This window comes from Streptomyces sp. NBC_00306 (assembly GCF_036169555.1).
GTDB classification, from domain to species: Bacteria; Actinomycetota; Actinomycetes; order Streptomycetales; family Streptomycetaceae; genus Streptomyces; species Streptomyces achmelvichensis.
The window spans coordinates 6,107,290-6,119,852 of sequence record NZ_CP108032.1 but is presented as its reverse complement, the minus strand read 5'-3'; the positions used below and the strand labels follow the sequence as shown (position 1 = coordinate 6,119,852).

At 72.1% G+C, this 12,563-nt stretch carries 11 protein-coding genes and 1 riboswitch; of the genes, 3 read left to right on the top strand and 8 right to left on the bottom strand.

The window, feature by feature from the left end:
* Window positions 1-11 precede the first annotated feature (11 nt).
* A complete protein-coding gene (locus OHA05_RS27305) occupies window positions 12-851 on the bottom strand; it encodes a hypothetical protein (RefSeq protein WP_328861946.1) in 840 nt (279 codons plus the stop codon).
* A 449-nt stretch (window positions 852-1,300) separates the two neighbouring features.
* On the opposite strand from OHA05_RS27305, the gene sepH reads away from it, so the two are divergent.
* Window positions 1,301-2,371 (top strand): septation protein SepH, encoded by a 1,071-nt coding sequence (gene sepH / locus OHA05_RS27300; RefSeq protein ID WP_327679411.1) that lies wholly within the window; start codon window positions 1,301-1,303, stop codon window positions 2,369-2,371.
* Between the two features lie 78 nt (window positions 2,372-2,449).
* Here the strand turns inward: sepH and OHA05_RS27295 are convergent, their stop codons facing one another.
* Complete coding sequence (locus OHA05_RS27295; RefSeq protein WP_328861945.1) at window positions 2,450-3,277, bottom strand: sulfurtransferase; 828 nt, start codon at window positions 3,275-3,277, stop codon at window positions 2,450-2,452.
* A 227-nt stretch (window positions 3,278-3,504) separates the two neighbouring features.
* Between OHA05_RS27295 and OHA05_RS27290 the strand changes: the two genes are divergently transcribed.
* A complete protein-coding gene (locus tag OHA05_RS27290) occupies window positions 3,505-4,272 on the top strand; it encodes a VOC family protein (RefSeq protein WP_328861944.1) in 768 nt (255 codons plus the stop codon).
* Here OHA05_RS27290 and OHA05_RS27285 read toward each other — a convergent pair.
* The 4 genes from OHA05_RS27285 to OHA05_RS27270 all read right to left on the bottom strand — a co-directional run bounded on the left by OHA05_RS27285 (window position 4,247) and on the right by OHA05_RS27270 (window position 9,706).
* Window positions 4,247-4,912: a thymidine kinase gene (locus OHA05_RS27285; RefSeq protein WP_313943644.1), complete on the bottom strand. Its 666-nt coding sequence runs from the start codon at window positions 4,910-4,912 to the stop codon at window positions 4,247-4,249. The genes OHA05_RS27290 and OHA05_RS27285 overlap by 26 nt on opposite strands.
* Window positions 4,913-4,979: 67 nt before the next feature.
* On the bottom strand, window positions 4,980-6,215 hold the full coding sequence (locus OHA05_RS27280; RefSeq protein ID WP_313943645.1) for an alkaline phosphatase family protein: 1,236 nt from the start codon (window positions 6,213-6,215) through the stop codon (window positions 4,980-4,982).
* On the bottom strand, window positions 6,215-6,799 hold the full coding sequence (locus OHA05_RS27275; RefSeq protein WP_327679420.1) for a DUF5998 family protein: 585 nt from the start codon (window positions 6,797-6,799) through the stop codon (window positions 6,215-6,217). Before OHA05_RS27275 ends, OHA05_RS27280 begins: the two co-directional genes overlap by 1 nt.
* Window positions 6,800-6,835: 36 nt before the next feature.
* A complete protein-coding gene (locus OHA05_RS27270) occupies window positions 6,836-9,706 on the bottom strand; it encodes a bifunctional acetate--CoA ligase family protein/GNAT family N-acetyltransferase (protein ID WP_328861943.1) in 2,871 nt (956 codons plus the stop codon).
* A 163-nt stretch (window positions 9,707-9,869) separates the two neighbouring features.
* On the opposite strand from OHA05_RS27270, the gene OHA05_RS27265 reads away from it, so the two are divergent.
* A complete protein-coding gene (locus tag OHA05_RS27265) occupies window positions 9,870-10,151 on the top strand; it encodes an HPr family phosphocarrier protein (protein WP_313943649.1) in 282 nt (93 codons plus the stop codon).
* A 209-nt stretch (window positions 10,152-10,360) separates the two neighbouring features.
* Here the strand turns inward: OHA05_RS27265 and OHA05_RS27260 are convergent, their stop codons facing one another.
* A complete protein-coding gene (locus tag OHA05_RS27260) occupies window positions 10,361-11,038 on the bottom strand; it encodes a GntR family transcriptional regulator (protein WP_313943651.1) in 678 nt (225 codons plus the stop codon).
* A gap of 370 nt (window positions 11,039-11,408) precedes the next feature.
* On the bottom strand, window positions 11,409-12,200 hold the full coding sequence (locus tag OHA05_RS27255; protein WP_328861942.1) for a M23 family metallopeptidase: 792 nt from the start codon (window positions 12,198-12,200) through the stop codon (window positions 11,409-11,411).
* A gap of 13 nt (window positions 12,201-12,213) precedes the next feature.
* A riboswitch (cyclic di-AMP (ydaO/yuaA leader) is annotated at window positions 12,214-12,385 on the bottom strand.
* Window positions 12,386-12,563 lie beyond the last annotated feature (178 nt).

The following is a 12,563-nucleotide window of genomic DNA, read 5'->3' as shown; positions in this document are numbered from 1 at the left end:
CCGCGGTCCGCTCACCGGGCGTCGTCGGTGCCCGCGTCCGTGCCGGTTCCGGTACCGGGATCCGGGGCGGAGCCGGACGGCGTGGGAGTCGGTGTGGGCGTGGGCGTCGGGCTCTGCGTCCCCTCGTCACCGGTGGACGGGGACGAGTCGGGGGTCGTGGGCTCGGTGTCCTCGCCGTCGCCCTGCCGGCCGGTCCCGGAATCCTGTGAACGGCCGTCACCGGGGCTCGAGTTCGTGTCCCCTTCCGGAGAGCGCCGCTGATCGCGGTCTTCGTCGGGGCTCTGCGACGGGCTGGTGGCCGGCGTGGGGTGTCCGCCGCCCCCGCCTCCGCTGCCCCCGCCGCGGACGGCCGAGCCGACGGTCGTGCCGTTGCCGCCGCCCAGTTCGGACCCGGAGGCCACCTCGTACCCGGTGATGCCGAGCATGGCCACCCCGAACACGACGGACGCCGCGACGAGGGGCCGCTTCCAGCCGCGGACGCGGGTGCCGTGGGTGCTCGCCGCGCTGAACTCCTCGCGGGCCTCGTCCCGGTGGACCTGCCGGAGCATCTGTGTCGCGTCGTCGGCCGGCGGCAGCGGCACCTGACGGCCCTTCGGCTTCGCCTGGACCGTCACATCGCGTATCTGCTCTCCGGTGCGGCGGAAGAAGTGCTGGAACACCGAGCCGCCACAGGTGGCGACGACACTGACGAGGCCCGCCCCGATGATCGTGCCGTAGACGCCGAGTTGGGAGGCGAGCACCGCCGCCGCGATCGCCGCGAGCGCGCTGCCCGCCACTTGCGGGACGCTCAGGTCCAGTCGCTGTCCTCCCTCTTCCGTGCGCTGTGCTCCGGTGTCCGGCTTCTGATGCATCCTCAGTCCCTGCTTGCCCTTCTGTCACGTCTGTACCAATGAAGGACAAACGAGCGAAGTGAATAGTTCCCTTTGGGAAGATTCTGTGAATCACGACACCCGTCACCCATGTCCCGGCCCCGAACTGCCGTACGCAGGCAGAAGTTCGGCGGCGCGGCAGTCCACCCACATGGCCCGAATGGAGTACTGTGGCGAGCCCTGGGCCCGGCGTCCCTTGTGGATGTCAGGACCCCAGGTAGGGGGCCGAATCTGGCGCTCGATCCGGCGGCGCCGCGGTACCGCACGGGAACCTGCACACAGAGTGACCGTCGGTCACGCTGAGTGCCGAACAGGTAACCGTGCCATAACGGCGATCCAGGGCCTGTGCCCGACACGCCGGGCAACTCGGCAAGGTTGTGGCAGGCTGCACCCGGGCAGGCCACACTCGACTAGCGGAAGCAGCGACGCACGTGACGTCGGCAGGCACCACCCGGGAGGTCCCCATGCCCGAACTGCGTGTCGTGGCCGTCTCCAACGACGGCACACGACTGGTGCTCAAGGCTGCGGACAGCACGGAATACACGCTTCCGATCGATGAGCGGCTGCGCGCCGCCGTGCGCAACGACCGCGCCCGCCTCGGGCAGATCGAGATCGAGGTGGAGAGCCACCTCCGTCCCCGCGACATCCAGGCACGTATACGCGCAGGTGCCTCCGCCGAAGAGGTCGCGCAGATGGCCGGCATCCCGGTCGACCGCGTACGCCGCTTCGAGGGACCCGTGCTCGCCGAGCGCGCGTTCATGGCGGAGCGGGCCCGCAAGACTCCCGTGCGCCGCCCCGGCGAGAACACCGGACCGCAGCTCGGCGAGGCCGTGCAGGAGAGGCTGACCCTGCGCGGCGCGGAGAAGGACGCCGTGCAGTGGGACTCGTGGCGCCGCGACGACGGCACCTGGGAAGTGCTGCTGGTCTACCGGGTGGCGGGCGAACCGCACTCGGCGAGCTGGACGTACGACCCGCCGCGGCGGCTCGTCCAGGCCGTCGACGACGAGGCGCGCGCGCTGATCGGCGAGACCGACGACACGATCGCCTCGCAGGAGCCGAGCTTCCCGTTCGTTCCGCGCATCGCACGGCTGCCGAGGGACCGGCCGCTGGACCGTGGCACGGAGCGTCCGGCGGAGCCCCCGTCGGCGGAGGACAACGGCAACGGCACCAGTGAGCGCGATTCGCTGACGAGTCTGCTGGAGGCGGTGCCGAGCTTCCGCGGCGACATGGTGGTGCCGGAGCGCCCGGCCCCGCCCGAGCCGCCGACGGAGCCTGCGCAGGAGCCCGAGGCGGAGGAGCCGGTTGCCCCGGCGGCGTCCGCGGGCGCCGGTTCGGCGTACGCGGATGTGCTGATGCCCCGGTCGGTGGCGGGTCACCGCGACCGTCTGACCGGCACCACCGACCGCCAGGCCGAGGCGGACGGCGTCCGACCGGGCCGCCGTGCGGCGGTCCCGAGCTGGGACGAGATCGTCTTCGGCACGCGGCGCAAGAAGCAGGAGTAGCAGGCGCAGTGACGCGAAGGGCCCGGCACCGTGGGTGCCGGGCCCTTCGCGTGTCCCGTCCGGATGCCGGCGGGGGTCTCAGCCCCTGTCCGGGCCCGTCGCCACCGGGCGGTCCGGGTCCTGGGACCACTCCGACCAGGAGCCGGCGTAGAGGGCGGGGTGGAAGCCCGCCAGTTCCAGAGCGAGGATCTCCTGGGCGGCGGAGACGCCCGAACCGCAGTAGACCCCGATCTCCGTACCGGGTTCGGCTCCCAGCGCCGCGAAGCGTGCCCCCAGCGCCTGGGGCGGGAGGTAGTGGCCCTTGTCGTCCAGGTTCTCGGTCGTCGGGGCCGAGACCGCGCCGGGGATGTGGCCCGCCACCTTGTCGATCGGCTCGACCTCACCCCGGTACCGCTCCCCCGCGCGGGCGTCCAGGAGCAGGCCCGAGCGCGCCAGCGCGGCCGCGGTGTCCGCCGTCAGGACCCGCAGCGCCCCCGGGGCGGGCATGAAGTCGCCCTCCGCGGGCTCCGGCGTCGCGGTCTCCAGCGGCCCGGTCCACGCCGCGAGGCCGCCGTCCAGGACGCGTACCTCCGTGTGGCCGGTCCAGCGCAGGAGCCACCAGGCGCGGGCGGCCGCCCACCCCTGGGCAGCGTCGTACGCGACGACGGGCGTGCCGGCCGAGACGCCGGCGCGGCGCATCACCGCTCCGAACACCGAGGGATCGGGCAGCGGATGGCGGCCCGCCGCTCCGGGCGGGGTGGCCAGTTCCGCGTCCAGGTCGACGAAGACCGCGCCGGGGATGTGACCGGCGTCGTAGTCGGGCCGCCCGTGCGGCCCGCCGAGCTGGTAGCGCACGTCGAGGAGCACCGGCGGGCGGGGGCCGGCCAGCTCATTCGCAAGATCGGCAGCAGTGATGATGGGGTTCATGAAAGCCATCCTCGCGCAGCATCAGGCCCTCCCGTAACGCCGCTGATTCGGATGTGCCGCCTCAAAACGGGCATCCTCCATCGGGAACCCGCCAAATCCGGCGCGGCCGGGGCGCGTCGGACGCTTCGGGGTGCAAGCATCTGCTGGGGCGACCGGCCGTTCCGCACAACGGCCCACATCCTGTTCCCCCGCACGGCCACCACGATGGTCCGAGGAGAGAGAAGACAATGACCGAGGCGACTCGGCACACGCCCGGCACACCCTGCTGGGTCAGCTTGATGGTGCACGGCCTTGAGGCGACTCAGGCTTTCTACGGCGAGCTGTTCGGCTGGGAGTTCGCTCCCGGGCCGCAGCAACTCGGCCCGTACGTCCGCGCCCTGATCGACGGCAATGAGGTCGCGGGCATCGGGCGGCTGCCCGTCGACCGGCATCTGCCGACCGCATGGACGCCGTATCTGGCGACCGACGACGCGGATGTGACCGCGGAGGCGATCCGCAGCCGCGGGGGCACGGTGGGCGTCGGCCCGCTGGACGCCGGCGACGCCGGCCGCATGGCGATCGTGACCGACCCGGCGGGCGCCGTGTTCGGTCTGTGGCAACCGGCCGCACACGCGGGCACCGCCCTGCACGGCACACATGGCACGCCGGTGTGGAACGAGCTGCTCACCACGGAGACGCAGTCCGTCACGAAGTTCTACCAAGCCGTCTTCGGCTACGAGACCAAGCCCGACGGCGATCCCGGCGAGGACCGGGTGACGCTCTGCCTCGACGGCCGTCCCGTGGCCGCCCTGCACGGCGTCCCGTCCCGGACCCGCGACCGGGGCAGCCACTGGATGACCTGGTTCGAGGTCGAGGACCCCGACATGACCGCACGCCAGATCACGAGGATCGGCGGTCAGGTCCTCGAACCCCCCGCGGACGGCCCCCACGGACGGCTCGCGAGGGTCGCCGACCCGGAGGGCGCGGTGTTCACGATCGTACGGTCACTCCGTTGACGTCCACCGGCAGGACGTCCGGGGACAGCGTCGCCGCACGGGCGCTCGCGGCGGTCATCCGGCGCCGGTGGTGCCGCCGGCACAACACCTCGTAGCCGACCTCGTCGCCCGCGTTGACGTCTCCGACCACGACCTGGGCGCCTTCGACGACCATCACCCCGCCGACCGTACGGGCGTTGTGCGTGGCCCGAGCGCCGCACCAGCACAGCGCCTCGACCTGAAGCACCTCGACCCGGTCGGCGAGTTCCACCAGCCGCTGCGAGCCCGGGAAGAGCTTGGAGCGGAAGTCGGTCGTGATGCCGAAGGCGAAGACGTCCAGGTCCAGGTCGTCCACCACACGGGCGAGCTGGTCGATCTGCTCCGGCGCGAGGAACTGCGCCTCGTCGGCGATCACATAGTCGCAACGGCCGCCCTGGGAGAGGCTCTCGACCAGGTACGCGTAGAAGTCGAAGCCCTCCGCGGCCTCGACCGCGTCGGTCACCAGGCCGAGCCGGGAAGAGAGCTTGCCCTCGCCGGCCCGGTCGTCGCGCGTGAAGATCATGCCCTGGAGACCGCGCGTGGACCGGTTGTGCTCGATCTGAAGAGCGAGGGTGCTCTTTCCGCAGTCCATGGTTCCGGAGAAGAACACCAGCTCGGGCATGGGAGGTTGAGGACCTTTCGGCTCTGTGGGCGTCGTTCGGGGGTGAGGTACGGGGGCGGCGGGACGGCTACGAGCGTACTTCGATCAGCGGCACGAGCTGCTCGACGGGGGTCATCGAGCCGTGCATCCCGACCATCGCCGACTCGTTCGGCTCGCGTACGGAGGCGGTCACCACGACGTCGTCGCAGGCCGCGGCCACCACATCGCCGATCCGGCCGTGGACGCGGTCGTCGATCACGGGCCCGAACCAGCCCGCCTCGATCGCCTCCTCGCGGCCCGCCACCCAGAACTGCTCGCCGAGCACCTCGCGCCAGACGGCGAGGACATCGGCCTCGGCGCCGGGGACCGCGTAGACATGACGGGCGCGGCCCTCACCGCCCAGCAGGGCGACTCCGGCGCGCAGTTCCCAGTCCTCGTCGAAGTCGATGCGCGACTGCTCGTCGAAGGGGATGTCGATCATGCCGTGGTCGGCGGTGACGTACAGCGCGGAGCGGGGCGGCAGTTGCTCGGCCAGGCGCTGTACCAGCCGGTCGACGTACATCAGCTGGCCGCGCCAGGCGTCCGAGTCGACACCGAAACGGTGGCCCTTGCCGTCGACCTCGCTGTAGTACGTGTAGACCAGCGAGCGGTCACCGGCGGCCAGTTGCTCGGCCGCCAGGTCCATCCGCTCCTCGGCCCCGAGCCGTCCGTGAAACGTTCCTCCGCTGAGCGCGACCTGGGTGAGCGGGGTCTGCTCGAAGGTGGGTGAGGAGACCTGCGCGGTGTGCACACCCGCCGCGTCCGCGAGCTGGAAGACGGTGGGGTACGGCTGCCAGACCTTCGGCGGGGTCCACGGCTTCCAGCGCAGCTGGTTCATCAGCGCGCCCGAGTCGGGGTCGCGGACGGTGTAGCCGGGGAGGCCGTGGACGCCGGGCGGCAGGCCCGTGCCGACGGAGGCCAGTGAGGTCGCGGTGGTGGCGGGGAAGCCGACGGTGATGGGACGTCCCGTGCCGCCGCGCGAGGTGCCGAGCAGCGAGGTGAGGTACGGGGCCTCGTCAGGATGGTTCTTGATCTGCTCCCAGCCCAGGCCGTCGATCAGGAAGACGCAGTTCCGGTCGGCGGGGGTGAGCTCGGGGATGCTGTGGGTGAAGCCGGGGACGCCCTGGCCGGCGGCGAGCGTCGGCAGCAGATCGGCGAGGGAGCCGGTGCCGTAGGCGGGCACGGGCGCGGTGTCGACGGCGAGCGGGGCGGGGTGGACGTTCCCCCAGCCCGCAGGCTCCGGGGCCGGGGTCGAGTCGTCTCGCCAGGCAGCGGGCTGGGCCATCAGCGCGTGGCTGCCGTGGCTTCGGAGAGCGCCTGGGCGAAGGCGAGGGTCTGGCGGACCGTGTCGGGTCCGTCTCCGGCCTCGCTGACCCGCAGGCTCAGATCGTCCGCCGTGGAGCTGCCGGTGTAGCCGTGGTCCGCCTCGCAGTTGGGGTCGCCGCAGGCGGCGGGCTCCAGGTCGAGACGGGAGACGGCGCCCCAGCCGATGGTGAGGACGACCTCACGCGGCAGGGTGCCCGGGGTGTACGACTCAGGATTGGCGACGACCCGGCTGACCACGACCGACGAGATCCGGCTGAGCTTGACCGATTCGGTGGAGGTGGTGGCGTACGGCGTCGGGGAGCTGGTGTCGGCGGCCTGCTCGTCGGTGTGGCTCACGATGAAGCGGTTGGCCGTCAGCACGAGGACCGTCACATGGCGGCGCACTTCGTTGGCGTCGAACGTGGTCTCCTGGTGCACCAGGTAGGACGCGATCTGCTCGCCTCCGACGGCGGCCTCCACCGCCTCGGCCACGAGAGCCGGGTAGTAGCCGCTGCGCTCGATCGCCGCGCGCAGCCCCTGGGTCGTCGTACCGGTCTTCGCCATGGGGCCCATCCTACGGGCCCCGACAGCGGTGAGCGTTCAGTAGCTGGGGAGTCGTCGGGGTCCCAGGTCGGTCTGGGTGGCAGGTGGGGCGAGGCGTACGGACGCGCCGAGGACCGTGAGCCCGTGTTGAGCGACGACGACCGGTTCAAGACTGATCCCGATCACTTCCGGATGGTCGTCGACCAGTCGTGACACGCGGAGCAGCAGTTCCTCCAGGGCGGGGGTGTCGACCGGCGCCGAACCCCGCCAGCCGAACAGCAGCGGGGCACTGCGGATGGACCTGATCAGCTCGGCCGCATCGCGATCGGTGGCCGGAACGAGACGGTGCGAGGTGTCCCCGAGCAGCTCGGAGGGAGCGCCCGCGAGCCCGAAGGAGAGCACCGCGCCCACGGCGGGATCGAGGGCGGCACGCACCACGGTGTCGACCCCCCGCGGGGCCATCGCCTGCACGACCGGCTGAAGCTCCTCGGGCTTGCCGAGCAGCTCGGTCAACTCGGCGTACGCCTGACGCAGTTGCTCCTCGTTGGCCAGGTCAAGCCGCACGCCGCCGAGATCGGCACGGTGCCGCAGATGGGGGGCGGTGGTCTTGAGCGCGACGGGGTAGCCGAGCCGGCCGGCCGCCCGTACGGCGTCGTCCGGTCCGGGAGCGGGCAGGGTCGGCCGCACATGGATCCCGTACCGCGCCAGCAGATCATGGGCGTCGGCCGCGGCGAGGGTGATGCCCCGGGCGTCCCCGGGGGCCTGGAGCAGCGCCTCGATCCTGGCGCCGGCGCCGCCCTCGTCGATGTCCTCGTACTCGGGGACGCGCCCGGGCTCGGCCGCCTGCCGTCGCCACTGGGCGTATCCGACCGCCTCCGCCAGGGCGCGGACGGCACGCTCGGCCGCGGGATAGGCGGGGATGCGGCTGCCCGCGGGCCGGGCGCCGGGCGTCTCCTGTGCACCGCCGTCGGCCTCGCTCGCGTCCGCGGGACCGCGCGTGTCCCGGATGCCCCCGGCCGGCGGCGCGGCCGGAGACGGCTGTCCGGGTGCGGTCCGGGTGCTGGTCGCCGCCGAGAGGGCGTCCGCGAGACCGCCGAGTTCGACGTGCACCACCATGACCGGCTTGGCCGGGGCGGTGGCGGCCGCGTCGCGGAGCGCGGTGGCCAGGACCTCGCCGTCGCCCGCCTGGGGGTCTCCGTCCTCCCCCACCCACGGAATCGCCGTCACGACCACCGAGTCGCAGCCCTCGTCCGCCAGGGCCCGGGCCAGCGCCGCGCGGAAGTCCGACGGCGTCGCCGCCGTCGTCAGGTCCAGCGGGGGCAGCGGACGCAGACCGGCCGCGAGGCAGGCGTCGTAGGTGAGCAGACCGAGGGACTCGGAATTGCCGAGGACGGCGACCCGCGGGCCCGCGGGCAGGGGCTGGTCGGCGAGGAGGATGCCGGCGTCGACGAGTTCCGTGACGGTGTCGACGCGGATCACACCCGCCTGGCGGAGCAGCGCACCGACCGTCGCGTCCGGGACGCGGGTCACCGGCACCGCATGCCCGGGCGGCTCACTGCCGCTGTGCCGCGCGCCCTTGACGACCACGACCGGCTTGACCGCCGCCGTGCGCCGGGCGAGGCGGGAGAACTTGCGCGGATTGCCGATCGTCTCCAGGTAGAGCAGGACGACATCGGTGTCCTGGTCCTCGTACCAGTACTGGAGGAAGTCGTTGCCGGACACGTCCGCGCGGTTGCCGGACGAGATGAAGGAGGACAGCCCGGCGCCCCTGCGGTGCAGTCCCGCGAGGAGCGCGATGCCGATCGCCCCGGACTGGGTGAACAGACCGATGCGGCCGGCGGCCGGGGTCTCGGGCGCCAGCGAGGCGTTCAGCCGGACAGCCTGCGCGGTGTTGATGATGCCGAAGGCGTTCGGACCGATGATCCGCATGCCGTACGACCGCGCCTGGCGCACCAGTTCCCGCTGGAGAAGCCGGCCCTCGGCACCCGACTCCGCGTATCCGGCGGAGAGCACGACCAGGCCCTGGACGCCGTGCTCACCGCAGTCGGCGACGACCTCCGGCACCCGTTCGGCGGGCACGGCGACGATCGCCAGGTCGACCGGCTCCGCCGTCCCGGCCACGATCTCGCCGACCGAGCGGAACGCCGGCACGCCCTCCAGCTCCGTCTGCGACTCGGGGAAGGCCCGGTTCACCGCATACGTACGGCCGGTGTAGCCGGCCCCCAGCAGATTGCGCAGCACCGTGCGGCCCACACCGCCGGGCGCCCGTCCGGTGCCGATGACCGCGACCGAGCGCGGCGCGAGCAGCCGCTGCACCGAGCGCGCCTCCGCACGCTGCTCGCGGCCGCGCTGCACCGCGAGGGACTCCGCCGTCGGTTCGAGGTCGAGGGTGAGATGGACCGAGCCGTCCTCGAAGCTGCGCTTCTGGGTGTAGCCGGCGTCCCGGAACACCTTGATCATCTTGCTGTTCGCGGGCAGCACCTCGGCCGCGAAGCGGCGGATGCCCCGCTCCCGGGCCACCGCCGCGATGTGTTCGAGCAACGCGGAGGCCACGCCCCGGCCCTGGTGCGCGTCCTGGACCAGGAACGCGACCTCGGCCTCATCCGCGGGCGCGCTCGCCGGGCGTCCCGTGGGGTCGATCCGGTCGAAGCGGACGGTCGCGATGAACTCGCCGCCGACCGTGACCGCGAGACCCACCCGGTCCACGTAGTCGTGATGGGTGAACCGGTGGACGTCCTTGGCGGACAGCCGGGGGTAGGGCGCGAAGAAGCGGTAGTACTTCGACTCGTCCGAGACCTGTTCGTAGAAGCTGACCAGGCGATCCGCGTCCTCGGTGGTGATCGGCCTGATGCGCGCGGTGCCTCCGTCGCGCAGCACCACGTCTGCTTCCCAGTGAGCGGGGTAGGCGTGGTCCGGCTGGGTCTGCATGGCAGAAAGCGTACGGCGCGATCACCGGTCGCGGAGGGTGTTGGGGCGCGGCAGTCTGAGGATGGCCCGCGGGCGTCCGCGGTCGGACCCGGGGCCGGTGCCCACCCGCGACCGCACATGAGAGACTGGTCTAGACAACCGCTAAGACTTGAAGGGCAACACCATGGCTGAGCGCCGCGTCAACGTCGGCTGGGCCGAGGGCCTTCACGCCCGCCCCGCTTCCATCTTCGTCCGTGCCGCCACGGCCTCCGGCGTCCCCGTGACGATCGCCAAGGCCGACGGCAACCCGGTCAACGCCGCCTCGATGCTCGCCGTGCTCGGCCTGGGCGCCCAGGGTGGCGAGGAGATCGTGCTGGCCTCCGACGCGGACGGCGCCGACGCCGCCCTGGACCGGCTCGCCAAGCTGGTGGCCGAGGGCCTCGACGAGCTTCCCGAGACCGTCTGACACCCGACGGTCCGGCGGCAAGGAGCTGCGGCATCCCGGATACGGGAGGCCGCGGCTCCTGCATTTCCCGCCCCGGCCCGTCCGTCATTTCCCGGGCATCCTGATTATTCGGACTGCACCGCCCGGCCATTCCGGGCCCGTGAAAAACGAATTCGGGCAGCCGGAAAGAAGCCCCGCCAACAGTTCCCTCTTTGTATACGGCGCGACTGTTAATTGCGGGCGCTCGCGGTGTTTACGGGATGTTGCGAAGTCCTCACGCGTTCCGTGATCCGCAGCCGGTGCGCGGCCGCAGCCCGCTCGGTGTGCAGGGCGGTCAGCGCCCGGGCCCGCTCGGCGTCGCCCCGCGCGACGGCATCCACGATCGCGCCGTGCTCGGCCCACGACTCGACGGGCGCGGCCGGCTGCTCCACGACGTACATCCAGGCGATCTTGTGCCGCAGTTGGGTGAGCAGAGCGATCAGGCCCGGGCTGCCGGAGGCCTGGGCGAGCGTCTCGTGGAACCAGCCGCCGAGCGAGCGCAGATCCTCGCCCTGACCACGGCGGGCGCGCTCCTGGCCCAGCCTCACCAGGCCGCGCAACACCTTGAGATGGGCCTCGGTGCGCCGTTGGGCCGCCCGCGCCGCGCCCAGCGGCTCCAGCAGCATCCGCACCTCCAGCAGATCGGCCGCCTCCCGCTCGGTCGGCTCCGCGACACACGCGCCCGCGTGACGCCGGGTGGTGACGAAGCCCTCCGACTCCAGGGTCCGCAGGGCCTCGCGCACCGGGACGCGGGAGACGCCGTAGCGGCGGGCCAGCTGCTCCTCGGTGAGTCTGCTGCCGCGCCCGAACACACCGGAGACGATGTCGTCGCGGATCGCCGTGCATACCGAGTGCGCGGGAATGCGCATGACCGAACCTCCGCTTTAATCCGCGCGAAACGCAGCCGATTGACGACCGTTCGGTGACTCTATTGCAGCGGTCCACATTTTCCGATGCCCGGCGGGCATTCATGGATATCTTTTGGCCAGTAGCCGGCGTACATCACGCGTACCTCGCGCGGCATACCCACACCGGCGCACACACATCGGCGCACACGAAAGGCCCCGGCGGTGGGCCGGGGCCTTGGGTGCGGTACGCGGACGCCGGGCGCACACGGCGCCTCCCGGCCGTCAGAGCCGTCAGACGGTCGAGCCGGTCAGATGGTCACGCGGCTCTGTCGGTCACGTGGCTCAGTGGTCACGCGGCCCTGTCGGCACCGCGGCTCTGCCGTCACGTGGCTCAGATGTTGACGCCGTGCGAGCGCAGGTACGAGACCGGGTCGATGTCCGATCCGTACTCGGCGCCGCTGCGGGCCTCGAAGTGCAGGTGCGGTCCGGTGGTGTTTCCGGTCGAGCCGGCGAGGCCGATCTGCCGGCCCGGGGTGACACTTTCGCCGACCGAGACGTTCAGCGACGAGAGGTGGCCGTACTGGGTGTACGAGCCGTCCTTCATCTTGATCACGATGTTGTTGCCGTAGGCGCCGCCCCAGCCGGCCTCGACGACGGTGCCCGCGCCGACCGCGTGCACCGGGGTGCCGGTGGCGGCGTGGAAGTCGATGCCGGTGTGGCTGCCGGAGGACCAGACGGCTCCGCCTGCCTGGTAGCCCGTGGAGACGTACGAGCCGGAGATGGGTGACACGAAGGCGTTCAGACGCTTGCGCTCGGCCTCGCGGGCGGCGCGCTCCCGGGCCTCGCGGGCCTCCTTGGCGCGGGCCTCGGCCTTGCGCTTGGCCTCGGCTGCGGCCTTGGCGCGGGCGACGGCCTCTTCGGCCTCCTGCTCCTGGGCCGCGGCCTGGTCGGCTATCTCGGTGGCGAGCGAGTCGGCGGCGACGGCCGTACTCAGCCCGGTGCTCTCGAGAGTGACGGTGCCGGACTCGGGAGCGGCGGCTCCGGACTCGGCGGCCAGCGACGGAGAGGCGAGGGTTCCGATGACGCCGGTGGTGGCCAGGGCCGCGACGCCGGCGATGCTCGCGCCTCTGCGCGTCATACGGCTCGGGGCACGGTGCTTCCCGGTGGGACGGGCGAACGCCATGAAGTGGCTGGTCCTTTCCTTCCTTCTCGCCTACCGGGTTAGCTGACGGGTTCGGAGCAGGAAGGTCTCCTACGGGCGCCTCCGCCGCGACACAGCCGCGAAGGCATCCGATTCACCCCAGGGACTTCGTGTGGGTCCCCGGCTCCCCAGGCTCGCGCCTGACGGGGACTCGGCGATGGCTGTCCGTGCCGCGGATGCGGCGGTACTGGCGAACAGCCGGACCGACGCTAAGCGTGGCAACTTTCAATCACCAAACAGACAGCCCTGTTTGTAGCGCATGCCACAGGGCAGAGCGGAAGCCCCGCAGCAAATCGGGCAAACGACGGAACCCCGGCATCGTGTGATGCCGGGGTCCCTGGCCGC